We start from the raw sequence: 26,787 nt of genomic DNA on the forward strand, positions 1-26,787 counted from the left end.
CCTTTGGCGCGGGCGAGGCCGATTGGTGCGATGGTGTCGCCCTGCGCGCTACGGCAGACTACGTACTGCAATCTGATCGCGCGGTCCCGTGGTGTCACCGCGCGTTCGCCCTTCGTGTGTAGATCGTGTCAGCGGGACGCGGGCTCGGCTGGTTCGGTGGAATCGGTCCCGGTTCGGGGGATGAGCGGTCGGGCGACAGCTCGCTCGGGTCGGTGCGACCGTTGCGACGAGCGATCGGTTCCGCCTTCTGGGAGGACCCAGTCGTTGTGGCGACGGCCAACCAGTGCGCCCAGCCGAACGTCGCGATGTCGAACAGCGCGGCGGGGTCGGCGGCGATCACGACCTGGCCGACGATCTGGGCGAGGCCATGGGCGCACCATGCGTCGATCAGTCCGTGCGCGGCGGTCACCGAGAAGTGCGGGTCCGCACCGGCGCCCGGGATGTCGATGAGATCGCGACGCAGGACGACGACCCGCTCGGCGAGTCGAGCGGCCATGTGTCGGCGAAAGTCGGTCGTCTTTGTCCGAGCGGACTCGTGGAAGCGGGCGTGACCGGCGGGGCTGCTGGTCAGGTGCCAGGTCGCGTGGTGCGGGCAGGGGTAACAGCGCAGTGTGACTCCACGGGCGCGGCTCCTTCGGCGGGCAACGGACGTGGCAGCGGACGCCGTGCGGTATGGGAACTTGCCGCACTCGTGGCAGACGACAGGCATGACGGTCCTCGGGTGTCGGATGGGACCGGCCGGTGCCGCGCCGGCCGGTCGGGAGCTGTCAGAGGGCCCAGTAGGCGGCGGGCTTGTTCGCGTCCAAACCGACCCCGTCGATCTGGACGCGGCCGCCGTTGAGCGCTGCCCTGGAGATGTCGAAGACGATCTTCCCGGCGGTCTTCTGGCCCGTGGCGAGGTCGACCGCGTGCAGCTCGGGTTTGAACCCGACGGCGAACGCCTGCTCGAAGACGGTGCCGTCAGCGGCCACAAACTTGAAGTTAAAGGGATTGGCGTGGTAGGTGCCCTGCTTGCAGACAACCGTCACGTCCAGCACCAGAAAGAGGCCCTTCTCCGGCTTGCTGCCGAACGAGCCGGGCTCCTTGGTGTGCTGCTTGGGGCCGGCCACGACCACCTCGACAACCGTCTTGTCGCCCAACAGTTCGCTCGTGAGGGTGATGGTCTGACCGACCTTGCCGACAGCCGTGGTCGGCTCGGGCGCCGCCTCGATGTTGGTGCCCTCGCCGCCGGAGACAGCGGAGGAGGTGTCGCCCGAGCCGGCGCCGCAGGCCAGCATCGTCACGGTGGTGAAGGCGGCGAGCGTCATGGCGAAGTGCTTGCGATGCATGGAAGAACAGTCCTTTCCGAAGGGCGGGCCCAGGTTCGGGTGGATGTCAGGCGATCGCGGAGGGCGACGGCAATGGTGATCTTCGTGATGGTTCGTTCGTTCCTCGCTTCCGAGGGCGATGGATGGTTACGTTAGATCGTCGTGTGAAGTATGTCAACAAGACTCATGGTGGCGACGATTGTCAACGTCGCGAGGTGGCTGTTAGCCTGATATGACCGAGGAGGTCCGATGGAGAGCACGGCAGAGGTCACCGCTGGCGACATCGCACGGCTCGCGGGCGTGGGCCGAGCTGCGGTGAGCAACTGGCGCAAGCGGTATGCCGACTTTCCGCAGCCCGTGGGCGGCACCACGGCCAGTCCGACGTTCCGACTCGTCGATGTCGAGAAGTGGCTGACCACTCACGACCGGATGCCGGAGCAGTCCGGGGCAGAACGACTCTGGACCGCCCTGCAACATGGATCCGCCGATCCGGAACGCGACATTCCCGTGCTGGCTCGCGCGATTATGAGACCGCATCCGCCCGCAGTCGAAGACGGGCAGCTTAAGGCGGCTCTGGCCGTGGTGCAGGAAATCGGCGTCGAGGCGTCACTCGCCGCACTGGTCGAACGATTTGTCGACCTACGCGGCCGGCGCGGGTCAGTGGCCACCTCAGCCCAAGTTGCGGAGCTTATGGCGGAACTCGTCGCGCCCGGGGGCGGGTCGGTGCTCGACCCTGCCTGCCGCACGGGCTCACTGCTCGCCGCGGCGGCGACGCTTGGCGCAGCCCGGCTGGCCGGTCAGGACGGTGACCCGGACAACGTCGCGATCGCCGCCGCGCGTCTGTTCGGTCATGCGGACGCCGTCGACGTGCGTCCGGGCACACTGCAAGACGACGCATTTGCGGAGTCCGCGGTCGACATCGTGATCAGCGACCCGCCCAGCGGCGGGAACTGGGGCTACGACGAACTGGCAGGCGACCTGCGATGGGAGTACTCGCTGCCCGCCCGCAGTGAAGGCGAACTCGCCTGGGTGCAACACGCGCTTGCCCGCCTGCGGCCGGGAGGCCGGGCGGTGCTTCTGCTCCCGCCCGGTGTGGCCGAACGGCCGGTGGGCCGCCGGGTGCGACGCGAACTGCTGCGGCGAGGCGCGTTGCGCGCGGTCATCACGCTGCCGTCCGGCGCTACCGCCCCCTTTAACACCCGTCTTCATCTATGGATGTTGCGGCGCCCGGACCGGGACGACCGGACCCGTGACGTGCTGCTGGTCGACACCACGGGCGAGTGGGATGAGGCCGCGGCGACGATCAAGGCCGCGGTTCGCGCACACGAGGCGGCACGCCCGCTGCCCGATTCGGTGAGCGGTCGGGCTGTCGTGGTGGAGGCCGTCAAGCTGAGCAGCGAGGACGTCGACCTGACCCCCGCCAGGCACATTCCCGGCGGCCGGGCGGCGCTGTCCGCGGATCTGATCCTGCAGCGTCGCGAGGAGTTGGCGGACCTGCTCGGCAGACTTCCCTCGGTGATCCCGCAGGCGACCGCCGGTGACGGTCAGTCGCCCGCCGCCGAGATCACCGTGGGCGAGCTCGTGAAGAACGGCTTGGTGACGATCTTCACGGACCCCGAGGTCCGGGTGCGGACGGGTGACGTGCTGGTGCCCGCGATAGGTCCGCGACCACGCGTCGACGTGGCCGGTCCCACAGACGACGGACGCGCCCTGGGCCCTCAGTGCTTCCTGCTGAGGATGAAGGTCGGGTACGTGGACCCCTGGTGCTTCGCCGGGTTCATGTCATCGGACGTGAACCTCCGACGGATGACGTCCATGGGCTCCATTCCCCGCGTCGACGTTCGCAAGGCGCACATGCCGAGGCTGCCCCTGACGCGGCAGGTCGAGTACGGCGAGAGGTTCCGCAGGCTGCGCGAGTTTGCCGACCTCCTCCGTCTGGCCGCTGCCACCGGCGAAGAGGTGACGCAAATGGTCGCCGAGGGTCTGGTGGCCGGCACGCTGAGGGGCGAGTTATGAGTGTTTCGTCGCGCAACGGGGAAGGGCGCAGGTGGAGGAGTTGACGCCGGACGACCCGCGCCGGGTCGGCCGAAACGGTGACTACGAGCTGCTGGCACGGCTCGGCAACGGCGGTATGGGTCGGGTCTACCTGGGCAGATCGAAGACCGCCGAGCGGGTCGCCGTCAAAGTCATCCTGCCGCATCTGGTCAGCGACCCGGATGTACGCAAGCGGTTCGCGACGGAGGTCGACAGCCTCCGACTGGCCCACGGCATCCGCGTCGCGCAGTACCGCGGCTCTGAGATCAACGAACGCCAGCCGTGGCTCGCGGTCCAGTACGTGCCCGGCCGTACGCTGCGTCAACAGGTCGAGGACAAGGGCGTGATGCGGCCGCGGGTGGTTGCCGCGCTCGGCGCGATGCTTGCCGAGGGTCTGCTGACCATCCACGACGCGGGCCTGCTGCATCGCGACCTGAAACCGGCCAACATCATGCTCGGCCCAGACGGGCCCTGCATCATCGACCTCGGCCTGGCGGTGCTGCAGGAGAGCGACTCACACCTCACCCAGACCGGCTTCGCCGTGGGCACCGCCGCGTACATGCCGCCGGAGCAGGCGTGTGGCGAGAAGAACCTGACCGGCGCCGTGGACGTTTACGCCCTGGGCGCGACCCTGCTCTACGCCGCGACGCGACACAACCCGTACCCGCCGTCTCACGCCGCGGTGCTCGCCAAGCGGATCACCGATCCGAACGACCACCCCGACCTGACCGGCCTGTCCACAGAATTGCAGGCCGTTGTCGGCGCGATGCTCGCGTTCGAGGCGCATGAGCGGCCCACGGCGGAGGAGGTGTGCACCGAGCTGACCGCCGTCGCCACCGCCGGCGACGTCGACTTCGAGGTGGTGCGCCACGAGCTTGTGACGACGACCTACACGCTGGCACCGGCCGCCGTGCCGAACGGGCGCCGGGATCTCGACGGTCCGGTCGACGTCAGCTGGTCGCTCGGCCCGACCGAACTCATCGACGACCCGCCCGCCCCGACACCGAAGCGTGTGGTCGAGGAGCGCGAGCCGACGCCGAAGCCGTCGTCCGGCACGGATCTGACCGCGCTCGTCGCGCAGCTTCGCCGCCAGTATGCCCAGCGTGCGGAGCAGTGACGGCGATCGCCTGAGACGACGGACCGGACTGCCGCACTGTCGCGGCCTGGGGAGGATCGATGAGCACAGGTGCGACGCTGCGTACGCTGGTCAGCGCTGAGAAGGAAATCATGAGGCTGTCGCGCACCGACAAGGGCGCCGTCTACGAGTTCCAGCACAAATTCCGCCACAACCCGAACAGCCCCGGACTGCACCTCAAGCAGCTCAAGAGTGATCTGAAGCTGTGGTCCGCACGGGTCAGCGCCGACATCCGTGCGATCCTGCTGCACATCGTCGATCAGGACTACCTGTTGATCGACGTCAAGTCGCGGCAGGAGGTGTACGACGACCTCGACCGCTACAGCTACAAGGTCAACCGGATCACGGGCGGGATCGAGGTTATCGACCTGCAGCCGGTCGGGGACAGCATCATCGGTCGCCTGCTGCCGCCGGAGGCGGAGCCGCTGTTCAAAGCGTTCACCGATACGCAGCTGCTGGAACTGGGCGTGGCCGAGTCGCTGCTCGCACACGTCAGAACCGTGACGAACGACGAGGAGCTGCTGTCTCTGCTGGAGGTGGCGCCGCAGCTGACCACCGACGTACTGCTGGCCCTGTACGACGGCGGAAGCTACGACCAGGTACGAGCGCAGGTGACCGAGCCTGTCCGGGCCGAGGACCAGGTCGATCCTGACGACCTCGTCGCCGCGGTCAGCCGCCCCGCCACGCAGGTCACCTCGGACGACGAGGCGCTGCAGACGATGCTCGGCGAGTCGTTCGACCGCTGGCAGGTCTTCCTGCACCCGACCCAGCGCAGGCTGGTCGAGCGCTCCACCACCGGCGCCACCCGTGTCGGCGGGGGTCCCGGCACCGGAAAGACCATCGTCGCGTTGCACCGGACAGCCCACCTGGCCGCGACGCTGGAACCGGGAGTGGACAAACCAATCCTGCTGACCACGTTCAACCGCAACCTCGCCGCGGACCTGCGGAGCAGGCTCGCCGCGCTTGGCGGGCAGGCGCTGCTGTCACGGGTCGACATCGTGAACGTCGACAAGCTCGCCCACCGGGTTGTGGTGGAGAACAACGTGGGCTCCGGCAGACAGCTGATCGACGACAGCCGGATGGCGAAGCGGTGGCGTACCTTCCTGGCCGAGATCGGCCAGACAAAATGGGATGCCGAGTTCCTCAACGCCGAATGGATCCAGGTGATCCTCGGCCAGGCTCTCACCTCACGGGGCGACTACCTCAAGACGCGACGTCCGGCGCGCGGTCGGCCGATCAGCCGGGAGGAGCGCGAGGATATCTGGTGGCTTGTCGAGCGCTTCACCACCTGGCTGGACTCGCAGGCCGTATGGACGTGGCGGCAGGTCGCCGCGGAGGCGGCCAGGCTTGAGACGGAACGAGGCGAGCGGATCGACGACGCCGGTGTCGAGGTGACGGTGCGACACCGTTACCGCCACATCGTCGTGGACGAGGCCCAGGATCTCAGCGCCGCGCACTGGAAGATGTTGCGGGCGATGGCGGCCGTCGGACCGGACGACATGTTCCTGGTCGGTGACGCCCATCAACGCATCTACGACAACCACGTGACATTGTCGAACCTCGGCATCGACGTCCGCGGTCGCTCGGCACGACTCACCCTGAGCTATCGCACCACCCGGGAGATCCTCGCCGCTGCCTTGGAGATGATGACGGGTGAGGTGTACGACGACCTCGACGGGGGAGCGGACGATCTCGCGGGTTACCGATCACTGCTGCGCGGCGGGCGCCCCTCGTTCCAGGGAGCGAGCACGTGGGAGCAGGAGAAGGCGAAGATCGTCGCGCAGCTGCGCGCCTGGGGCAATCCGGTGGACGGCTCGGTCGCGGTCTGTGTGCCCACCCGTGACCTCGTTGCCGAGGTGACGGCGACGCTGCGGGACGTCGGCGTGCCGGTGGTGGAGATCGGACCCGACGGGCCCGACGGTGGTGCAGGCGTGCATCTCGGGACGATGCATCGGTTCAAAGGTCTCGAGTACCAGCGCATGATCATCGCCGGTGTCTGTGACGGACTGGTTCCTCGGCAGACGATCAATCATTTTCGTGACGCGGAGCCCAAGCGATATCAGCGTGAGCGGGCGCGGGACAGGTCGCTGCTGTTCGTCGCCGCGACCCGGGCTCGCGATGAGCTCGCCGTGTTCTGGCACGGCACACCCAGCCCGTTCCTCACCCATCGGCTGGTGCAGCAACAGGCAGGCTGACACGGCACAATGGGCTCCGGTCCACCCACGGAACGGAGCCCGTCGTGATCTCGTCCGCGCTCGTCGCCGGTCGCTACGAGCTGATCGACGACCCGCTCCGCGGCAGCATGGGTGAGGTATACCGGGCCTACGACACGCATCTCGACCGCGAGGTCGCAGTCAAGGTCATCCACCGTGATCTGCTTGGCGGTGACCTGGAAACCGAGCTGGTGCGACGCTTCCGACGCGAGGCCCGCCTCACGGCGAAGGCCGCCCACCCCGGCGTGCCGGCGGTCTACGACGTCGGCGTCGACCGTGATCGCCACTATGTGGTGATGGAGCTCATCCACGGTGCCACGCTGCGGGACCTGCTCGACGAACTGCAGCCGCTTCCCATCGCATGGGTGACCTTCATCGCCGCCCAGATCTGCGCGGTTCTCGCGCGTACGCATGAGCTGGCGCTCATCCACCGTGATCTCAAACCGGACAATGTGATGATCTGTGCTGACGGCACTGTCAAGGTTATCGACTTCGGCGTCGCCATCCTGGCCGACGCGGGTCCGTCCTCCCGCCTTACCCCCGTCGGCGCCACCGCGGGTGACACCCGCTACCAGGCACCCGAGCGGCTGCTCGGCATCGCCACACCGCAGAGTGACCTGTTCTCCCTCGGCAGGGTCATCCAGGACATGCTGCGCGACCACGTCGACGCGCCGGCAGAGCACGTCATGCTGAGCGGAGAACTCACGCGGCGCCAACCTGAACTGCGGCCCGGAAACGCGACGGAGGTGTTTCACAGGCTGGAGCCGCTCCTCGGTGCGCTTCCACCGCTACCCGGCTTCGTGACCCGCAGGCAGGAACGATCACTGAGACTCTACGAGCAGACACTGCCATTTCTGTCGAACGCTGTCACGGCACGGAAAGCCCCGGCCGCGCCGTCCGGGCCGGAGACAGGGCCACGTCAGCATCGTGTCCGCGCCGAGAAGTACGCCGATGCGGGTCAGTTCGGCCGCGCCCTGCGTATTCTCGAAAGCGCGATCGAGCTGGCGGATCGTCAGCACGACCAGGCGGCGGTTGCCGACCTGCGCCGGGATCTCGCGGCCGTCCTGGTTCGGTCCGGTGACTCCAGGCAGGCAGTCGATGCATGCGGCAAGGCCGTCGATGCGATCGCGGGCAGGATCGCAGCCACTCATCCCGCCATGGCGGCGCTACGCCTGGCGAAGGCACGCAGCCACGTCGCCATAGGCGAGATCCCTGAGGCGTGCGCCACCTACCAGGCATTGATCGATGATTTCGCCGCCGCTGGGCTCGTGCTCCCCGAGGCCGTCGAGGCTCGGATGGAATCGGCGGCGCTGCTCGCTGTCCAAGGAGAAGTTGCCCGTGCCGTGGCGCTGGTGAACCTTTTGATTAAGGAATCACATCCGGCGGTCGATCCGGCCCGGGCGAACGGACTGCTGGCGGCGATGCGGGAGCTGATGCACGACGCCGAGGTGCAAGCAAGCAGATCGGATGGATGCTGACGCCAGGTCGGCGCGGGTCATCGGAGCCTCTGCGTACGGGTCCCTTTCACGCCGCACCAATCCGGCGAGGTGCGTCACGCCGGGGCGGCCAGGGGATGATCGGCGAAGTGGTGGCCTGGTAGTCGGCGTACTCCGGGTAGCGGGAGCGGGTGATGCTCTCGGTGAACATCGTCGAGCCGACGAACAGCAGCGTCAGCAGCACCGGCCCGGCGATGGTCCACTGCAGCACCGACCCGGCCGCGGCGGCGCCGAACCCGAACACCACCCACCACTGCGCCTGCTCGAAGAAGTAGTTGGGGTGCCGCGAGAAGCGGAACAGCCCCGCACGCATGAACCGCGACTCCGGCTCCCGCCCGGCCGCGAGCGCCGCGTGCTTGGCCCGGTGGAAGTCCCACTGCTGCTGGTCGGCCACGGTCTCCCCGGCCAGCAGCCCCAGGAACACCACCGCGAGCACGACCTCCACCGCGCCGAACCCGCCCGGGTGGGTCAGCGCCGTGTACGCCGGCAGGCTGATCAGCAGCAGGATGAGGTTCTGGTACACCGTGATGAACAGCAGGTTGAACAGCTCGAACGCCCACCGCGGCAGCCGCGCGCGCAGGATCGGCCACCGGTAGTCCTCGCCGCCCGGCGCGTACCCGCCCCGCCGCGCGAAGTTGAACGTCAGCCGCGCGCCCCAGAGCAGCACCAGCACCGCCAGCACGTTCAGGCGGGTGTCGGCGAAGTCCGCGGCGGCGGCGAACACGCCCACGTACACCACCGGCACGATCGACCAGATCCGGTCGACCCATGAGTGCTCCCCGCTGACCAGCGAGGCGATCCAGGTCAGCGCGCATACACCGGCGCAGATCCACAGGCAGACGATGAGGGCGTCCATGATCGGGCACTGTAACGGCCGCGTCCCGCCCGCTCCATGGCCGTTCGGTCGGCGTTCGATCGTCGATCTACATCGGGACGCATGTGTTAGGTTGCGGAGCGAGTGGATTTGCGCCGTACTGGGGAGGCTGGCATGGTCCGCGACTTCGATGATCTGTTGTCTGGTACACGCGCTGAGCTGGAGCGCCTCCGCTCGGCGCCGCCCCCGGTCGACGGCCCGCAACCCGCGACCGGCGTCGGCAAGGCGCTCGACGGCCGCATCGAGGCTGAGATGGGCGCCGACGGCAAGCTCGCCCGCCTGGTCCTCGACCCCGCCGTGATGCGCATGGACGAGAAGATGCTCGCCCGCGAGATCATCACCGCCGTCAACACCGCCTGGGCCGCCCGCACCGGCGTCGACGACGCCACCGCCGCGGTCGCGGCCATCGACCAGCAGGCCCTCGGCGAGCGCCTGACCGAGCTGCAGGACCAGGGCCTGGCCGCGATGAAGCGCTACACCGACGGCATCCAGGTCCTGCTGGACCGGCTCGATCGGCGGGTGCCCTGATGTGCGACACGAAAGTCGACGCTGATGGGCCGTGCTAGGAGAAGCTGAACACCGGACAGTCCGTCCAGCACACTGTCGAGGCCCTGTCGAAGCTCATCGGCGAGCTGGACCGCTTCGGCGAGCCCTGGGGCGACGACGACCTCGGCTCACCAATCGCCCTGAGTTACCAGGGCATCTACGCCGCCTTCAGAAAGACTTTCGGTGGATACTCTGGCCCTCAGGCCGGAGAGGAAACAGAACCCCTGCGGAGCAGGACGAGAGAAGCTGATCCGCCGCCGAGGCGGTACGGCGTCCACCCGCACCTCGTCGCTCGAACCGCAGTGCGTCCCTTTAGGATTCATGCTGTGTCCAGGACCGTGAAGCGGGCGTTCAAATTCCGCTTCTACCCGACCGATGTACAGGCAGAACAGCTGTCGCGGACGTTCGGGTGCGTCCGGCTGGTCTACAACATGGCCCTGGCCGCCCGCACCGAGGCGTGGACCCAGCGCCGGGAGCGGGTCAATTACAACGCGACCTCGGCCCTGCTCACCGGGTGGAAGAAGACCGAGGACCTGGCGTTTCTCAACGAGGTGTCGTCCGTGCCGCTGCAGCAGGCGCTGCGGCACCTGCAGACCGCGTTCGGCAACTTCTGGGCAAATCGCGCCAACCATCCGAGCTTCAAGAGCAAGAAGCGCTCGCGCCGCTCGGCGGAGTACACCGCCAGCGCGTTTCGCTGGCGCGACGGCACGCTGACCCTGGCCAAGATGACCGAACCCCTCGACATCGTGTGGTCGCGGCCGCTGCCCGGCGGTGTGTTCCCCTCGACGGTGACCGTGTCGTGCGACGCGGCCGGGCGCTGGTTCGTGTCCCTGCTATGCGACGACGTGATCACCCAGACCCCCGCCACGGGCAGTGTCGGGATCGACGCGGGACTGGACAGCTTGCTCACCCTGTCCACCGGCGAGAAGATCATCAATCCACGGCACGAACGCGCCGACCGGCACCGGCTGACTCGTGCGCAACGCGACCTCGCCCGCAAGCAGAAGGGCTCGGCCAACCGGGCCAAGGCCCGGATCAAGGTTGCCCGCATCCACGCCCGGATCGCCGACCGCAGGCGCGACCACCTGCACAAACTGACGACTCGGCTCGTTCGTGAAACCCAAACGATCGTGATCGAGGACCTGACCGTCCGTAACATGGTCAAGAACCACCGCCTGGCCCGCGCGATCAGCGACGCGGCCTGGCGGCAGCTGCGCACCATGCTGGAGTACAAGGCCGCCTGGCACGGCCGGGACCTGGTCGTCGTGGACCGCTGGTTCCCGTCGACCAGACTGTGCTCGGCATGCGGCGCGCTCGTAGAACGGATGCCGCTGGACGTGCGGTCGTGGACCTGCTCCTGCGGGCGTACCCACGACCGTGACGTCAACGCGGCCCGCAACATCCTGGCCGCCGGACTGGCGGTGACAGCCTGCGGAGACGGTGTAAGACCTCAACGAGAGTTCTCTCGGACGGGGCGGTCGTCGGCGAAACAGGAAAACCCAAGGGCGACCAAGGGAATCCCCGTCCTTTGGGCGGGGAGGATGTCAAGGACTGCTTCGGCTCCAACGTGGAGCTGATCGACGAGTGCGCCTAACGCATCGGCACCGCCGCCGACGACTACACCGCCGCCGCCCGCACCGACCGGATCGCGGCGAACGTGCCGGACCTCGCGCTGCAGGAGGCGCCGACACATGGGTATGCAGCTGCTGGTAACCAGGCGCTGTGGGCGCGCGAGCAGGCGGGCCTGCCGACCGGCCCCGACGCCCTGGCGGAGATGTCGGTCGACAACAAGCGGCTGTTCGGCGGCAGCGCGGGTTCGTCGGCCGAATGCTGCGCCAACTGCACCGGTATCCTGGGCGGCGTCGACGCCATCCCCGGCAAGAAGACGACGTTCCCATGAGTCTGCAGGAGTACGCGATGCGGGTGCCGCTCGACGAGGCGGATTTCGACGACGCCGACCGGCTCGTCTACGGCGGGCAGCTGTTCACGGGCGTCGCCGTGGAGGCCGACGAGGACGGCGTGCTGCTCGGCGAGACCAGCTACCGCGACGGCGTGCAGGACGGCCCGGAGCGCAACTTCCGCGACGACGGCTCGGTCAGCCTGGAGAACGTCTACCGGTTCGGCATCATCCGCGAGTCGCGCCGGTGGCACGCCAACGGGCGCCTGGCGTACGAGATGCACGCCGACGAGTTCGGCCGGATGGAGACCGCGCGGCACTGGGACGCCGACGGCAACCCCGAGTAGGGGACGCCGCCGGCGTCGTGGCGTCACATCGGCGGCGGTGGGACCGGCGGGATCGGCGACGGGCTGGGCGCCGGTGACGGCGGCGCCGGAGGCACCGGCGGCTGCGGCGGCTCCGGGACCGGCATGGGCTGCACGGGATCGTTCGGGTCGGTCATCTCTTCGCCTCCTGTTTCCGGTGTCTGTGACGTACCCGGAGGAAGGCCGCCGCCAAACAGCGCGCATCCGATCCGTGCCCAAATGGCGCAGCGGGCCCCACCGAGGCATAGAAGGGCGTGGGGGCGGGTAGGACGTCGGCACGGACACACGAATGAGGTGGGGACGATGCCGCTGGAGCCGGAGGAGCTTGCCCGTCTGGAGGTCCTGGCCGCGCAGACGCGGACCGCCGACCCTAGTTTCGTGTTCGGCCTGAGCACCGGTAACGCCTGCGCGCCGGTCGAGTACCGCAGGCGGGCCGCGGCCCGGCTCGGCTTCGCGCTGGCGGCCGCGTCCCTGCTGCTGGCCGTCGTGCTGCTGCTGGTGGGCTGGCTCGGCGGGGGCCTGGTCGCCCTGTTCGCCGCGGCCGGTGCGGCGACCGCGGCCCGGCGGTGCGCGCTGCAGCCCGGGATCGTCCCGGCCGGCCGCCGCGGCGCACACGACATCCCGGCCTGAGCAGGCGCGCCTGTCGGCAGCGGCCGACACGGACGTGCGTCGTCCGTGACAGCCGTGTCACGGAAGCCCGGCCCGGTGGTGGAGAGATCATCTAGCCGTCCTGTGTGAGGCTCCGCGGGGTGGAGCGATGCTGCTCTACTTCTTGCGCCCCGGGGAGGGACCAACAAATGAGGAAGCTCACCGTCACCGCTGTCGCCGGTGCGGCAGGTGTGGCGATGGTCGTCGCCGCCCTGCAGTGGCCGGCCGGCGCGACGCCCGCCGGTGACACCGGCGCGGGCCGCGCCGCGGTGGACACCGCCGCGCACCGGCCCCACAACCGGCCCGGCCCGCGCACCGAGCAGTGGATCGGCAAGCGCAAGGCGGCGCTGGACCTGCTCGCCCGCGGCAAGGCGCGGATGGACGCCAACGGCAACGTCACCGTCGACGCCGAGAGCAACAACGTCGTCGAGGTCGCGTTCGAGAAGACCGACAAGATCTTCACCATCCTGTCCGAGTTCGGCACGCAGAGCGTGGGCCGCTACGGCACCACCGCCGGGCCGCTGCACAACGAGATCCCGCAGCCGGACCGGGCCACGGACAACTCGACGGTCTGGGCCGCCGACTTCAACACGGCGCACTACGAGCAGCTGTTCAACGGCTCGGGCGAGTCGATGAAGAGCTACTACGAGGCGCTGTCGTCGGGTAAGTACTCGGTCACCAACACCGTCAGCGACTGGGTGCAGGTGCCCTACAACGCCTCCTACTACGGCGACAACGCCATCGAGGACAACGGCGGCTCGTGGGCGTTCATCCAGGACACCGGCAACGCCTGGTTCCAGCACGCCCGCGCGACCATGAGCACCGAGCAGATCAACGCCTACCTGGCGCAGTTCGACGTGTGGGACCGCTACGACTTCGACGGCGACGGCAACTTCGACGAGTCGGACGGCTACATCGACCACTTCCAGGCCGTGCACGCCGGTGAGGGCGAGGACGCCGGCGGCGGCGCCCAGGGCGAGGACGCCATCTGGTCGCACCGCTGGTACGTCAACCCCACCGACTTCGGCCTGACCGGCCCGAGCGTCGGCGGCCAGGCGAACCTGTCCGGCGGTGCCCGCATCGGCGACTCGAACTACTGGCTGGGCGACTACACCACCGAGCCGGAGAACGGCGGCCTGGGCGTGTTCGCCCACGAGTTCGGCCACGACCTGGGTCTGCCGGACTACTACGACACCAACGGCGGCGAGAACACCACCGCGTTCTGGACCCTGATGAGCTCCGGCTCGTGGCTGGGCCACGGGGCCGCGGCGGGCGAGGGCATCGGCACGACCCCCGGCCTGATGGGCCCGGAGGAGAAGCTGTTCCTCGGCTGGCTCGACTACCGCGAGGTCGAACTGGGCCAGAGCGGCACGTTCCAGCTGGACCCGGCGCAGGACGGCACCGCCGCCAACGCGCAGGCGATCAAGGTGAACCTGCCGCCGGCGAGCACGTCGACCACGTACACGACGCCCGCGTCGGGCCAGTACGCCTGGTGGACCGGCAGCGCCGACCAGCTCAACGAGACGCTGTCGCACCCCGTGCCGGCCGCGGCGAAGATCACCGTGACCGCCAAGGCCTGGTACGACATCGAGGCCGGGTACGACTACCTGTACGCCGAGTACTCGACCAACGGCGGCGCCACCTGGTCGCAGCTGGGCCAGCCGGTCACCGGCTCGTCGAGCGGCAAGTGGGCCACGCTGCGCTACTCCTACACCGCGGGCGGCGCGGCGACGCAGTTCCGGTTCCGCTACCAGACCGACGGCGGCGTGCACTTCGCCGGCGCGTTCATCGACGACGTCATCGTCAAGGCGGGCAACACGACCGTGCTCACCGACGACGTCGAGCAGCCCGGCCAGTGGACCGCGACGGGCCGCTGGCAGCGTTCCACCGGCACCGTGACCACCACGGCCGACCGGTACTACCTGCTGGAGAACCGCCAGTACACCGGGTACGACAGCACCCTGCAGACCGGCCCGTACCAGTTCAGCTACGCCTACAGCGCGCCGAACAAGGTCGAGTTCTTCGCGTTCCAGCCCGGCATGCTGGTGTGGTACGTCAACCACGCGATGGAGGACAACAACACCTCCGCGCACCCGGGCAGCGGCCTGTCGCTGCCGGTGGACGCCCGGCCCGTGCCGTTCGCGTACGCCGACGGGACCCGGCCCAGCAACCGCCGCCAGCCGTTCGACGCGACCTTCGGCATCCAGCCGGTGGGGCAGCTGTGCCTGCACAAGGAGGCGCTGGTCGGCAGCGGCAAGTCGCAGACCGTGCAGACGCTGGCGGCGTGCGCGCCGGGTGACGACGGCATCGCGGCGTTCGCCGACGCCAACCCGGACGCGTACTACAGCACCGCCAACCCGCAGGGCAGCGTCAAGGTCGCCGGCCACGGCGTGACCGCGACCGTCACGGCCCAGTCGGGCAACGTGCTGACCGTCAGCGTGGTCAACCCGTCCGTGGGCTGATCCGGCAGGCAGAACGAAGCGCTCAGCCAGCGGCGGGCCGGGAGTGGACACTCCCGGCCCGCCGCTCGTTCTGCGGCGCCGCGTCGAAGTCTGTGACCGACATCACTCGATGTCGACCGCTGTTGCGATCGATCACGAACGCCGTAGCGCTGAGTAGTGGTAGCAGCTATGGCTCATGCAATGATCGGCTCCGCCCTATGTGCGCGGTCACGCGCCCGGAGCACCGGCACGGCCGCAGGGCAGCGCGGCTCGCGCCGGTGACTTAGCGTTCCGCTCCAAACATCGTTCTAGGAGTGGTCATGTCACGGGGAGTTCCCAACGCGGCTCTGCGCAGAACCGCGCAGAGCCGCTGGGTATCGCTGTTCGCAGCATGTTTGATGGTGGCCGGCGCGGTGAGCGTGCCAGCGGCCGCCGCCGCAGCCGCGCCCGCACCGCAGCTGTCGCCGGAGCTGCGGGCCTCGCAGCTGGCGAAGGAGACCGGCAAGCCGGTCACGGTCGCCGAGGAGCTGACCGAGAACCGGCACGTGAGCGCGAATCCGGACGGCACGTTCACCGTCAAGATGCACGGCGGCCCGGCCCGCTTCCGCAACAGCCAGGGCGACTGGGTCGACGTCGACCTCAACCTGTACAAGCGCCCCGACGGCGCGATCGCCCCGAAGGCGCACCCGCGCGGCCTGGTGCTGGCCGGCGCGTCCGAGGAAGGTTCGCACGACCTCGCCCGGTTCGTCAGCGGCGGGCACGAGATCGCGGTCGGCTGGACGGGCGCGCTGCCCGAGCCGACCCTGTCGGGCACCAAGGCGACCTACGTCGACGTCCTGCCGGGCGTGGACCTGGTGGTCGAGGTGACGCGAGTCGGGTTCGAATACTTCGTCGTGGTCAACTCGCGCGCGGCCGCCGCCCGGGTGGCCAAGCTGGAGCTGCCGTGGCGCGCGGACGGCCTGACCCCCGTGCACGCCAAGGACGGCTCCGTCGACCTGCGTGACAGCGCGGGCAAGCGGATCGCGTGGATCCCGGTGCCCCGTATGTGGGACGCCCGCCGCTCGCCGGCCTCCGGTGACCCGTCCGTGGACGCGCCCGTGGCGGTGACCCTCGACCGCAGCGCGGCGGCCAAGGCGGCGTCCGCCACCGGCCAGCTGATGCGCGTCGTGCCCGATGCGAAGTTCCTCAGCGACCCGAAGACGGTCTACCCGGTGACCATCGACCCGATGGTCACGGACTACACCGAGTTCGACACGTTCACGCAGAACTCCTACACCTCCGACACGTCGGGGATGACGGAGTTGAAGCTCGGGTACGTCGTCGACCAGGGCAAGAGCTACTACGCGCGCTCGCACATGTCGTTCTACGGCATGGCGTCCTACCGCGGCGTCAACGTCCTGTCCGCGACCCTGTACCTGTACAACTTCCACTCCTACTCGTGCCGACCGAGCACCTGGCAGGCGTGGCGCACGGACTACGTCGGCAGCTCCGTCCGCTGGACCAACCCGCCCACCCGGCGGAACCTGAACGACTACACGGATCTGACGAAGGGCTACAGCTCGTCCTGCGGCGACGGCTGGGTCACCCAGAACGTCACCGAGACCTTCCAGACGACGGCCAACAGCACCAGCAACACGGCGAACATCGAGATCGCGGCGAAGAGCCTGTCGAGCCAGGACAGCTGGAAGAAGTTCCACTCCGCCGAGGGCACGAACGCGCCGTATGTCTCCCTGAACTACAACCGGCCGCCGACCGCGCCCACGAACCTGTTCGTCGGCAACAAGGCCTGCGCGACGGGCGCGTCCCGTCCGACCATCGCCAGCACGGTCACCCCGATCCAGCTGAAGGCGAACGTCTCCGACCCCGACTACGTCAACGAGGCGGTCAACCTCAACGCCCGCTTCTACGTCGCCGAGCTCGGCACGCCGCTGCCGACCACCCCGACGGTGACCAGCCCCACGGTGACCCAGCCCAAGAACGGAGCCGCGCAGACCGCGACCGCGAACCTGCCGACCACATTCGTGCTGCAGGAATTCCGCGTCTACTACTTCCAGGTCAGGGGCTGGGACCAGGAGCATGAGGGCGCCTGGTCGGCGATCTGCGAGTTCTACGTCGACAACGGCAGCCCGGCCAAGGAACCCGTGGTCGAGGCCCTCGACACGGTCGGCGGGGTCAAGGTCTACCCCGAGAACGGCGTCGGCGGCGGGCCCGGTGTGTCCAGCCGGTTCCGTTTCTCGGCCAACGGCCAGGGCAACATCACCAAGTACCGCTACAAGTACTCGTTCAAGAACGTCGCCACCAACTGGGTCGAGGTCCCCGCGCCGACGCTGAGCGCCCCGGTCGAGGTCGTCCTCGCGCCCCCGTTCAACGAGGGTGAGGGCGGCACCACGCTGGCCGACCTGAACACCGGCGGGCAGTGGGCGATCACCGTCGAGATGGCCGACAACTCCGTCCCGCCGCGCTGGTCGACCAAGCAGAAGCTCTACCTGACCCAGGTCGGCTCGGCCCCCGCGGCCGTGGCCAACTGGAAGTTCAACGAGGCCGCCGGCGCGACCACGCTGACCGACCAGACCGGCGCGTTCAACGCCGCCGCGTTCAACCTGACCAAGTCGACCGACAACCACGGCGACATGAACTCCTCCTGGGAGTTCAACGGCACCAGCTCGTACGCCGAGCCGGACTCCACCGTGCTCGACTCCTCGCGCAGCCACTCGATCTCGGTGTGGGTGCGCCTCGGGGCCAAGGACGACAACCGCGGCATCGTCGCGAAGACCAGCGCCGTGTACGCGCCGCTGAACCTGCGCTACGAGTGCGGCCCGCTGGTGAACAGCGCCTGCTCCATCGACAAGTGGGCGCTGCGGCTCGCCTCCGACGAGTCCGGCTCGACGGTGTGGGTGGCCAAGTCCACCACCGCGCCGCAGATCGGCGTGTGGACGCACCTGGCCGGCGTCTTCGACGCCACGCTGGGCACCGCGTCGCTGTACGTCAACGGTGTGCTGCAGGAGACGCTCACCGGGGTCAAGCCGTTCAACGCCGTGAACAGCCCCCGCCTGCTGCTCGGCCGGGCCGGATCGAGCTGGTGGAAGGGCGGCCTCGACGACGTCGCGCTGTGGCAGCGGGCGCTGGACGCCCGTGAGGTCGGCGCGCTCGCCGTCGCCGAGCGGGCCAACTGGGATCTCGACATGTCCCTGATGGACGCGGGTGCCAAGCCGATCACGAACCCGCCGTTCGACCTGCAGGGTTACGTCTGGGACGGCAGCAGCGACAGCCCGCTGGGTATCGGCACGCCGACGTCGGACGACGCACTGTGGTGGACCGGCGTGGGCCACGCGACGACCTCCGGTGGCACCACCTACGAGGACCCGGGTGTCGCCCAGATCAACGTCGACGCGGGCATCGGGCAGATCCAGTCGTTCGGCACGGACCGGCCGGTGCTGCGCACCGACCAGTCGTACAGCGTCTCGCTCTGGGCACGCCTGGACGACCTGACCGCAGACCGGATCGTGTTCGCCCAGCGGGGTGTGCACGAGAGCGGCATCCAGATCGGGTTCCAGCAGAGCACCGGCAAGTGGCGGGCCACCGTGACCGACGAGGACCTGACCACCTCGCCGCAGACCTCGGTGACCTCGAGCGCCTCGGCCGTGGCCGGCGCCTGGACGCACCTGGTCGCCGTGTTCGACGGGCACAGCAAGCAGCTGCGGCTCTACGTGGACAACGGCACGCCGAACACCGCGGCCGTGTCCTACGTGCCGATGGCCGCGACCGGCGTGGTGAAGCTCGGCAACACCTACCAGCACGACGCCGTCGGCTCGTTCTGGGTCGGCGGCATCGACGAGGTTCGCGTCTTCCAGGGGGTCCTCACCGCCGACATGATCGGCCGCCTCAACCGGACCCCGGACGGCGTGCTGTGACAGTGGGCTGACCGCTGACAAGCTGAGTCAGTAGTCCAAGTGAGAGGTGCCGGCGGTTTCGTGCTGCCGGCACCTTTCGCATGCCCGAGGTCGTGCTGAACGTATGTGATCCAGCTCATATCAGAGAGGGTTTCGCTCGGCGAGCCCGCCGCCCCTCATCACGGAAAGTAATTGTTCCTAACCGCGCTGCTGAAGTAATCGGCAAACTCCGATGGAAGGGGGTTCATTCTGCGTCGTCAGGCTACTGCGTGGGGACAGCGCGATGCGTGCTTCTGATTTAGCGTGCCGCTCCAGACTCTTCGTGGAGAGGTGGATTTCATGTCGCGAAGCCGATCGGGCTTTGTGTTTTCTCGTGGCCGAAAGCGGCTGGTCGGTGCGGTGTCGGCCGGTCTGCTGTTGTCGGGTGTGCTGGGGGTGCCGGTGTCGGCGGCCGCGGCGGAGGTGGTGTTGTCGCCGGAGTCGCGGGCGTCGGAGCTGGCGAAGGCGCGTGGGGTGCCGGTGACGGTGCCGGAGTCGGTGACCGAGTCGCAGTCGGTGGTGGCGAATCCGGATGGTTCGTTCACGGCGGAGATCCACGGCGGTCCGACGCGGTTCCGCAACGCCAAGGGTGACTGGGTCGATGTCGATCTGAACCTGTACCGGCGGCCGGACGGTTCGATCGCGCCGAAGGCGCACCCGCGTGGGCTGGTGCTGGCCGGCAAGGGTACTGGTTCGCGGGATCTGGCGCGGTTCGTGTCGAAGGGGCATGAGATCGCGGTGGGCTGGGAGGGTGTGCTGCCGGAGCCGTCGCTGTCGGGGACGAAGGCGACCTATGCCGACGCGATGCCGGGTGTGGACCTGGTGGTGGAGTCGACGCGGCTGGGCTTCGAGTACTTCCTCGTGGTGAAGAACCGGGGTGCCGCGTCGCGGGTGGCGCAGGTGCGGATGCCGTGGCGTGCGGAGGGGCTCACGGCTGAGCACACCGGCGAGGGTTCGGTGAAGCTGCGCGACAACGCGGGTTCCGTGGTGGCGTGGGCTCCGGCGGCGCAGATGTGGGACGCGCGGGTGTCGCCCGGATCCGGTGACCCGCTCGTGCAGGCCAAGGTCGGGGTGACGGTCGAGAAGCCGTCGGCCCGCCGTAGCGCGGTCGAGGGAGGCTCTGCCGGGGAGTCGATGCGGGTCGTGCCGGACGCGGCGTTCCTCAACGATCCGAAGACGGTGTATCCGGTGACGATCGACCCGATCGTCACCGAGAAGTCGGACTTCGACACCTTCACGCAGAACTCGTACAGCTCGGACCAGTCGGCGGCGACGCTGCTCAAGCTCGGTTACGTAGTCGATGGCGGTAGCTACTACGCGCGTTCGCACCTGCGGTTCGACAGCCTGAGCGGCTACGCGGGCGCGAAGGTCCTGTCCGCGACGCTGTACCTGTACAACTGGCACTCGTTCTCGTGCCGGGCCAACAACTGGCAGGTGTGGCGGACCGCCAATGTGACCAGCTCGGTGCGGTGGACCAACCCGCCGAAGCGATACGTCCTCAACGGCACCTCCGATCTGACCAAGGGGTACAGCTCCGACTGCGGCGACGGCTGGGTGACCAACACGGTCACGGAGTCGTTCCAGACGGCGTTCAACGGCGGTTGGGCCTCCAACAGCCTGGAGATCGCGGCGAAGAGCACGGCGAGCCAGGACAGCTGGAAGAAGTTCGACTCGATGGAGGCGTCCAACGACCCGTACGTGTCGCTGAACTACAACCGTCCTCCGGCTGCCCCGACGTCGCTGCTGATCGGTGGGAAGACGTGCGGCACGGGCGCGTCCCGTCCGACCATCGCCAGCACCGTGACGCCGATCGAGCTGAAGGCCAACGTCTCCGACCCGGACTCCGCCGCCGAGGCGGTGAACCTCAACGCCCGGTTCTTCGTCGCCGAGCTCGGCAGCGCGCTGCCGGCCACGCCGACGGTGACCAGCCCGACGGTGACGCAACCCAAGAGCGGTGGCGCGCAGACCGCCACCGCCTCGCTACCTGCCGGGTTCGTGCTGCAGGAGTTCCACACCTACTACTTCCAGGTCAAGGGGTGGGATCAGGAGCATGAGGGGGCCTGGTCGGCGGTCTGCGAGTTCTACGTCGACAACGGCAGTCCCGCCGTCGCACCGGCGGTGACGGCGCTGGACACCCTGCCGGGCACCTCGACGAAGGTGTACCCGGAGAACGGCACGGGTGGCGGGCCGGGCGTGTCGAGCACGTTCCGGTTCGCGGCCAACGGCGAGACCGACATCAGCAAGTACCGGTACAAGTACTCCTACCGCGGCGTGAGCACCAACTGGGTCGAGGTCGTGCCCGCGTCCACGGGCGGCTCGGTGGACGTCGAACTGGCGCCGCCGTTCGACGAGGGCGACGGCTCGGGCACCCTGTCCTCGATCAACATGGGCGGTCAGTGGGCGATCACCGTCGAGATGGCGGACTCGGCCAATCCGCCCCGCTGGTCGCAGAAGCAGAAGGTGTACACGACCATGGTGACCCCCGCCCCGGCGGCGGTGGCGCACTGGAAGATGAACGAGCCGTCGACCGCGACCCAGCTCGCCGACCAGACCGGAAACTACCCCGCCAACCTGAACACGATGACGAAATCGGCTGACGGGTTCGGCGACTTCGGCACCTCGTGGACCTTCAACGGCACGAACTCGTTCGCCGCACCGGCGACGTCGCCGCTCGACACGTCGCGCAGCTTCACGGTCTCGGTCTGGGCGAAGATGACCACCAAGAGCGGCGGCGGCGACCGCGTGCTGCTCTCCGAGACCGGTGGCGCCGACTACGCCTCGTTGTACCTGAAGTACGAGTCGTCGGTAGACAGGTGGCAGTTCGAGATCCCGACGACGAGCGACTCGACCGCGCCCGGATTCGGGTTCGTGCGGGCGACCTCCACCACGGCACCGAAGCTCGGCGCCTGGACCCACCTCGCGGCGTCCCTCGACGCACCCGCCGGGACGATGCGCCTGTACGTCAACGGCACCCTGGAGGCGACCACGACCGGCCTCGCACCTTGGAACTACAACGGCCAGTTCCGGATCGGCAAGTCGGGCTCCACGTTCTGGCCCGGTGATCTGGACGAGGTCGCCGTCTGGCAGCGAGTCCTCGATCCGCGGGAGGTCGGTGCGCTGGCAGTGGCCGAGCGGGCGTCATGGGACCTCGACCAGTCGCTGACGGACGCGGTCGCCAAGCCGGTCAGCGCCGCGCCGTTCGACGTCCAGCTGTACGTCGAGCATGCTGCCCAGGGTCCCGGAACTCCCATGCCGGAAGACCTGACGTGGTGGGAGGCCGGGCACCCGTTCATGATCGGGCCGGACGAGGCCGAGGACGCCGGCGCGGCGCACCTCAACTGGAGCCCTGACCTGCCTCAGACGCTGTCGCTCGGCACGACCGGGCCGGTGCTGCGGACCGACCAGTCCTTCAGCGTGTCCGCCTGGGTCAAGCCGCACCGAGTCGACGGCCAGAACATGACGGCCGTGGGTCAGGACGGCACGGACGTGTCCGGGCTGTTCCTGGGCACGCGTCAAGCCACCGATGGGAACTGGTACTGGTCGCTGGCGATGAAGGACACGCCCCTCTACACCTCGACCACCCGCTACCCCAGGTCCGCCGCGCCGTTGACGCCGGCCGACGTGGACAAGTGGGCTCACCTGGTCGGCACCTACGACGCCGGCTCGGGAATGATGAAGCTGTATCTCAACGGGGTGCTCCAGGGCTCCGTCAAGCGGGAGTCCGCCCCCGGCGTGCTGGTCGAGCCGTGGCAGGCGGATGGTGCGCTGTCGCTGGGCCGCGGCTTCTACCAGGGTGCCGCGGCGGACTACTTCTCCGGCAGCATCGACGAGGTCCGCGTCTTCCAGGGCGTACTGACGCCGGACATGGTGCAGCGCCTGCACCGGGCCACGGACACGGAGCTCTGACAGGCTGATCCGGCGACCCGCTACAGCGGGGCGGCACCATGAAGAGACGACAGAGGGCTGGGCCGTGTTGCGGACCAGCCCTCTGTCGTCGGATGCCCTCAGCCAGCAGCCGCATTCCCGTTGGCCGACGAGTACGAGTTCGCAGTGGTACATGTCACAGCGTCGCTTCGCCAGCACCTTGGCCTTCCGCCTCTGTCACGCAATGTAGTCGTTCCTAATCGCGCCGATGATGGAATTGGGACTGCTCGATGTAATATACCCTGGCGCTGGCAGTCCGTGCAGCTGAGGGACAGCGGGATGGGCTCAACTGGTTTAGCGTGCCGCTCCAGACTCTTCGTGGAGAGGTGGATTTCATGTCGCGAAGCCGATCGGGCTTTGTGTTTTCTCGTGGCCGTGGCCGTGGCCGTGGCCGTGGGCGGCTGGTCGGTGCGGTGTCGGCCGGTCTGCTGTTGTTGGGTGTGCTGGGGGTGCCGGTGTCGGCGGCTGCGGCGGAGGTGGCTCTGTCGCCGGAGTCGCGGGCGTCGGAGCTGGCGAAGGCGCGTGGGGTGCCGGTGACGGTGCCGGAGTCGGTGACCGAGTCGCAGTCGGTGGTGGCGAACCCGGATGGTTCGTTCACGGCGGAGATCCATGGTGGTCCGACGCGGTTCCGCAACGGCCAAGGTGATTGGGTCGATGTCGATCTGAATCTGTACCGGCGTCCGGACGGTTCGATCGCGCCGAAGGCGCACCCGCGTGGGCTGGTGCTGGCCGGTAAAGGTACTGGTTCGCGGGATCTGGCGCGGTTCGTGTCGAAGGGGCATGAGATCGCGGTGGGCTGGGAGGGTGTGCTTCCTGAGCCGTCGCTGTCGGGCACGAAGGCGACCTATGCCGACGCGATGCCGGGTGTGGACCTGGTGGTGGAGTCGACGCGGCTGGGCTTCGAGTACTTCCTCGTGGTGAAGAACCGTGGTGCCGCGTCGCGGGTGGCGCAGGTGCGGATGCCGTGGCGTGCGGAGGGGCTCGCGGCAGAGCACACCGGCGAGGGCGCGGTGAAGCTGCGTGACAAGTCGAATGCGGTGGTCGCCTGGGCCCCGGCGGCGCAGATGTGGGACGCCCGGGTGTCGCCCCGATCGGGTGATCCGCTGGTGCAGGCGAAGGTCGGGGTGACGGTGGAGAAGCCGTCCGCACGTCGCAGTGCCGTCGAAGGAGCCACCGCCGGTGCGTCGATGCGGGTGGTGCCCGACGCGAAGTTCCTCGCCGATCCGAAGACGGTGTACCCGGTGACGATCGACCCGACGGTGACGGAGTACGCGGACTTCGACACGTTCACGCAGAACTCGTACACCAGCGACCAGTCGGGCGCGAACCTGCTCAAGCTCGGTTACGTAGTTGAGGGGGGCAAGGCCTACTACGCCCGTTCGCACCTGCGGTTCAACAGCCTGAGCGGCTACGCGGGCGCCAACGTGCTGTCGGCGACGCTGTACCTGTACAACATCCACTCCTTCTCGTGCCGTCCCAACTACTGGCAGGTGTGGCGAACCGACCCGGTGACCAGTGCCGTCCGCTGGACGAGCCCTCCGAAACGGCAGAAGTTCAACGGCGAGTCCGACCTGACCAAGGGATATTCCGGCTGCGGTGCCGGGTGGGTGACCAACACGGTCACGGAGTCGTTCCAGACGGCGTTCAACAGCGGGTCGAGCTCCAACAGCCTGGAGATCGCGGCGAAGAGCACGGCGAGCCAGGACAGCTGGAAGAAGTTCGACTCCATGGAGACGGCCAACGACCCCTACGTGTCGCTGAACTACAACCGCCCCCCGGCGGCGCCCACCGGCCTGACCATCGGCGGCAAGGCCTGCGCGACGGGCGCTTCCCGGCCGACGATCGCCAGCACCGTCACCCCGATCCAGCTGACGGCCAACGTCTCCGACCCGGACTCCGCCGCCGAGGCGGTGAGCCTCAACGCCCGGTTCTTCGTCGCCGAGCTCGGCAGCGCGCTGCCGGCCACGCCGACGGTGACCAGCCCGACAGTCACCCAGCCCAAGAGCGGCGGCGCCCAGACCGCGACCGCCTCACTGCCGGCCGGGTTCGTGCTGCAGGAGTTCCACACCTACTACTTCCAGGTCAAGGGCTGGGACCAGGAAAACGAGGGCGCCTGGTCGGCGATCTGCGAGTTCTACGTCGACAACGGCAGCCCTGCCAAGGCTCCCCTGGTGACCGCGCTGGACACTCTGCCCGGCACCAGCACCAAGATCTACCCCGAGGACGGCACGGGCGGCGGACCGGGTGTGTCGAGCACGTTCCGCTTCACGGCCAACGGCGAGACCGACATCAGCAAGTACCGGTACAAGTACTCCTACCGCGGCGTGACCACCAACTGGGTGGAGGTCCCCACCCCGACGCCCGGCGCCTCGGTTGAGGTGGAGCTGGCCCCGCCGTTCGACGACGGCGACGGCTCGGACACCCTGGCCTCGCTCAACATGGGCGGTCAATGGGCCATCACCGTCGAGATGGCCGACTCGGCCAACCCGCCACGCTGGTCGACGAAGAGCAAGCTCTACCTCACGAACGTCGCGTCCGCGCCGGCCGCTCTCGCCCACTGGAAGATGAACGAGCCGGCCAACTACACCCAGCTCGCTGACCAGACCACCGACTTCAACGCCATCATGAACACGATGACGAAGTCGGCGGACGGCTTCGGCGACTTCGGCACCTCGTGGACGTTCAACGGCACCACCTCGTACGCCGCCCCTGTCAACACGCCCATCGACACGACCCGGAGCTTCTCCGTCGCGGCGTGGGTGAAGCTGACCGACAAGAGCACCGACCGTGTGGTGGCGGCGAAGCTGAGCAGCGGCGCGAGCCCGTCGATGTTGATCAAATACCACATCGGCAACGACCGCTGGCAGCTCCTCATGCCGAACGGGAGCGACCCGAACGCATCCGGCTTCAGCTGGCAAGGGCTGTCGTCGGTCGCCGTGCCTTCGCTGGGCGCCTGGACCCACCTGGTAGGCACCTTCGACGGGGCCACCGCTACGTCGCGGCTGTATGTCAATGGTCAGCTGGAGGCATCCCGGAGTGACGTCGTGGCGTTCAACCAGATCGGCGGGGAGTTCCGTATCGGTCGATCAAACGGCAACTCGTGGGCCGGTGACATCGACGAGGTCGCGGTGTGGCAGCGGACGCTCGACCCGCGCGAGATCGGGGCGCTGGCAGTCGCCGAGCGCGCTTCGTGGGACCTCGACCATTCCCTGATGGACACGGTCGGCAAGCCCGTCAGCACCATGCCGTTCGACCTGCGGGGTTTCGCCGGCGAAGCTCTGGACATCGGGGTCCCCCAGTCGGACGACCCTCTGTGGTGGGGGACGGGGCACCCGATCATGGTCGGTCAGGCCGAAGCCGAGGACGGCGGTGCGGCGCTTCTCAACTGGGACCCTGCGGTGGAGGTGCCGCTGTCGCTTTTCGCGGACAGGCCGGTGCTGCGGACGGACCAGTCATTCAGCGTGTCGGTCTGGGTGAACCCGCACCGCATCGGCGGCGACAACATGTACGCCGTGGGCCAGGACGGCACGGACGTGTCCGGGCTGTACCTGGGCACCCGTGACGTCGGTGGCAGCACCTACTGGGCATTCGCACTGAAGGACACGGACCTGGCCACATCGACCACCCGTTTCACGAAATCGGTGAACCCGTTGTCGTCGGGGGACATCGGCACCTGGGACCACCTCGTGGGTACGTACGACGCCGGCTCCGGCCGGATCAAGCTGTACGTGAACGGAGTGCTGCAAGGCGCCACCATGCGGGAGTCCGCGCCGGGCGTGCGGGTCCAGCCCTGGCAGGCGGGCGGCGTGTTCTCGGTGGGCCGAGGCCTGTACGGAGGTGCCCAGACCAACCACTTCTCCGGCGGCATCGACGAGATCCGCGTGTTCCAGGGCGTGCTGACCCAGGACATGGTGGGGCGCCTGTACCGGACTTCGAACGGTGAGCTCTGACAAGCGGGCCTCGTGAGCTGCCACCTCC

The 26,787-nt window shown here is 68.5% G+C and carries 16 protein-coding genes; 13 read left to right on the forward strand and 3 right to left on the reverse strand.

What is annotated here, in order from left to right; all coding sequences use genetic code 11:
- Positions 1 to 94 precede the first annotated feature (94 nt).
- Both CS0771_RS16240 and CS0771_RS16245 read right to left on the reverse strand, forming a co-directional pair.
- Positions 95 to 496, reverse strand: coding sequence for a hypothetical protein (locus tag CS0771_RS16240; protein ID WP_212841768.1), 402 nt, complete (start codon positions 494 to 496; stop codon positions 95 to 97).
- Positions 497 to 767: 271 nt separating this feature from the next.
- Positions 768 to 1,328 carry a DUF4352 domain-containing protein gene (locus CS0771_RS16245; protein WP_212841769.1) on the reverse strand — a complete coding sequence of 187 codons (561 nt, stop codon included), beginning with the start codon at positions 1,326 to 1,328 and terminating at the stop codon, positions 768 to 770.
- 228 nt (positions 1,329 to 1,556) lie between these two features.
- Here CS0771_RS16245 and CS0771_RS16250 point away from each other — a divergent pair, with 228 nt between their 5' ends.
- From CS0771_RS16250 to CS0771_RS16265, 4 genes are read left to right on the forward strand one after another with little or no spacing between them, the layout of a single operon-like run.
- Positions 1,557 to 3,323 (forward strand): class I SAM-dependent DNA methyltransferase, encoded by a 1,767-nt coding sequence (locus tag CS0771_RS16250; RefSeq protein ID WP_212841770.1) that lies wholly within the window; start codon positions 1,557 to 1,559, stop codon positions 3,321 to 3,323.
- A 31-nt stretch (positions 3,324 to 3,354) separates the two neighbouring features.
- Positions 3,355 to 4,458 carry a serine/threonine-protein kinase gene (locus CS0771_RS16255; protein WP_244870830.1) on the forward strand — a complete coding sequence of 368 codons (1,104 nt, stop codon included), beginning with the start codon at positions 3,355 to 3,357 and terminating at the stop codon, positions 4,456 to 4,458.
- Positions 4,459 to 4,517: 59 nt separating this feature from the next.
- A complete protein-coding gene (locus CS0771_RS16260; protein WP_212841771.1) occupies positions 4,518 to 6,671 on the forward strand; it encodes a UvrD-helicase domain-containing protein in 2,154 nt (717 codons plus the stop codon).
- Positions 6,672 to 6,715: 44 nt separating this feature from the next.
- A complete protein-coding gene (locus tag CS0771_RS16265) occupies positions 6,716 to 8,167 on the forward strand; it encodes a serine/threonine-protein kinase (RefSeq protein WP_212841772.1) in 1,452 nt (483 codons plus the stop codon).
- 46 nt (positions 8,168 to 8,213) lie between these two features.
- Here CS0771_RS16265 and CS0771_RS16270 read toward each other — a convergent pair whose 3' ends face one another.
- Positions 8,214 to 9,041 (reverse strand): DUF1295 domain-containing protein, encoded by an 828-nt coding sequence (locus CS0771_RS16270; protein ID WP_212841773.1) that lies wholly within the window; start codon positions 9,039 to 9,041, stop codon positions 8,214 to 8,216.
- Positions 9,042 to 9,197: 156 nt separating this feature from the next.
- Here CS0771_RS16270 and CS0771_RS16275 point away from each other — a divergent pair, with 156 nt between their 5' ends.
- From CS0771_RS16275 to CS0771_RS16315, 9 genes are all read left to right on the forward strand, one after another.
- On the forward strand, positions 9,198 to 9,587 hold the full coding sequence (locus tag CS0771_RS16275; RefSeq protein WP_212841774.1) for a YbaB/EbfC family nucleoid-associated protein: 390 nt from the start codon (positions 9,198 to 9,200) through the stop codon (positions 9,585 to 9,587).
- 344 nt (positions 9,588 to 9,931) lie between these two features.
- Positions 9,932 to 11,182: an RNA-guided endonuclease TnpB family protein gene (locus CS0771_RS16280; protein ID WP_212841775.1), complete on the forward strand. Its 1,251-nt coding sequence runs from the start codon at positions 9,932 to 9,934 to the stop codon at positions 11,180 to 11,182.
- Positions 11,183 to 11,262: 80 nt separating this feature from the next.
- On the forward strand, positions 11,263 to 11,505 hold the full coding sequence (locus CS0771_RS16285) for a hypothetical protein (protein ID WP_212841776.1): 243 nt from the start codon (positions 11,263 to 11,265) through the stop codon (positions 11,503 to 11,505).
- A complete protein-coding gene (locus tag CS0771_RS16290; RefSeq protein ID WP_212841777.1) occupies positions 11,502 to 11,849 on the forward strand; it encodes a toxin-antitoxin system YwqK family antitoxin in 348 nt (115 codons plus the stop codon). The genes CS0771_RS16285 and CS0771_RS16290 overlap by 4 nt, the downstream gene beginning before the upstream one ends.
- 321 nt (positions 11,850 to 12,170) lie before the next feature.
- On the forward strand, positions 12,171 to 12,497 hold the full coding sequence (locus CS0771_RS16295; RefSeq protein ID WP_212841778.1) for a DUF3040 domain-containing protein: 327 nt from the start codon (positions 12,171 to 12,173) through the stop codon (positions 12,495 to 12,497).
- A gap of 167 nt (positions 12,498 to 12,664) precedes the next feature.
- Positions 12,665 to 14,977: an immune inhibitor A domain-containing protein gene (locus tag CS0771_RS16300; protein WP_212841779.1), complete on the forward strand. Its 2,313-nt coding sequence runs from the start codon at positions 12,665 to 12,667 to the stop codon at positions 14,975 to 14,977.
- Between the two features lie 392 nt (positions 14,978 to 15,369).
- Entirely contained in the window at positions 15,370 to 18,867 is a 3,498-nt protein-coding gene (locus tag CS0771_RS16305; RefSeq protein ID WP_212841780.1) for a LamG-like jellyroll fold domain-containing protein, read from the forward strand.
- A 378-nt stretch (positions 18,868 to 19,245) separates the two neighbouring features.
- Entirely contained in the window at positions 19,246 to 22,791 is a 3,546-nt protein-coding gene (locus CS0771_RS16310) for a LamG-like jellyroll fold domain-containing protein (RefSeq protein ID WP_212841781.1), read from the forward strand.
- Positions 22,792 to 23,222: 431 nt separating this feature from the next.
- Positions 23,223 to 26,759, forward strand: a complete 3,537-nt coding sequence (locus CS0771_RS16315) for a LamG-like jellyroll fold domain-containing protein (RefSeq protein WP_212841782.1) — start codon at positions 23,223 to 23,225, stop codon at positions 26,757 to 26,759.
- Positions 26,760 to 26,787: the final 28 nt, after the last annotated feature.

It is taken from the genome of Catellatospora sp. IY07-71, assembly GCF_018326265.1.
Classification (GTDB): Bacteria; Actinomycetota; Actinomycetes; order Mycobacteriales; family Micromonosporaceae; genus Catellatospora.

What these genes read in the sequence shown, in the direction of transcription:
- CS0771_RS16250 (WP_212841770.1), top strand. Translation starts at nt 1,557, where the DNA reads ATGGAGAGCACGGCAGAGGTCACCGCTGGCGACATCGCACGGCTCGCG.
- CS0771_RS16270 (WP_212841773.1), bottom strand. Translation starts at nt 9,041, where the DNA reads ATGGACGCCCTCATCGTCTGCCTGTGGATCTGCGCCGGTGTATGCGCG.
- CS0771_RS16295 (WP_212841778.1), top strand. Translation starts at nt 12,171, where the DNA reads ATGCCGCTGGAGCCGGAGGAGCTTGCCCGTCTGGAGGTCCTGGCCGCG.
- CS0771_RS16300 (WP_212841779.1), top strand. Translation starts at nt 12,665, where the DNA reads ATGAGGAAGCTCACCGTCACCGCTGTCGCCGGTGCGGCAGGTGTGGCG.
- CS0771_RS16260 (WP_212841771.1), top strand. Translation starts at nt 4,518, where the DNA reads ATGAGCACAGGTGCGACGCTGCGTACGCTGGTCAGCGCTGAGAAGGAA.
- CS0771_RS16290 (WP_212841777.1), top strand. Translation starts at nt 11,502, where the DNA reads ATGAGTCTGCAGGAGTACGCGATGCGGGTGCCGCTCGACGAGGCGGAT.
- CS0771_RS16245 (WP_212841769.1), bottom strand. Translation starts at nt 1,328, where the DNA reads ATGCATCGCAAGCACTTCGCCATGACGCTCGCCGCCTTCACCACCGTG.
- CS0771_RS16240 (WP_212841768.1), bottom strand. Translation starts at nt 496, where the DNA reads ATGGCCGCTCGACTCGCCGAGCGGGTCGTCGTCCTGCGTCGCGATCTC.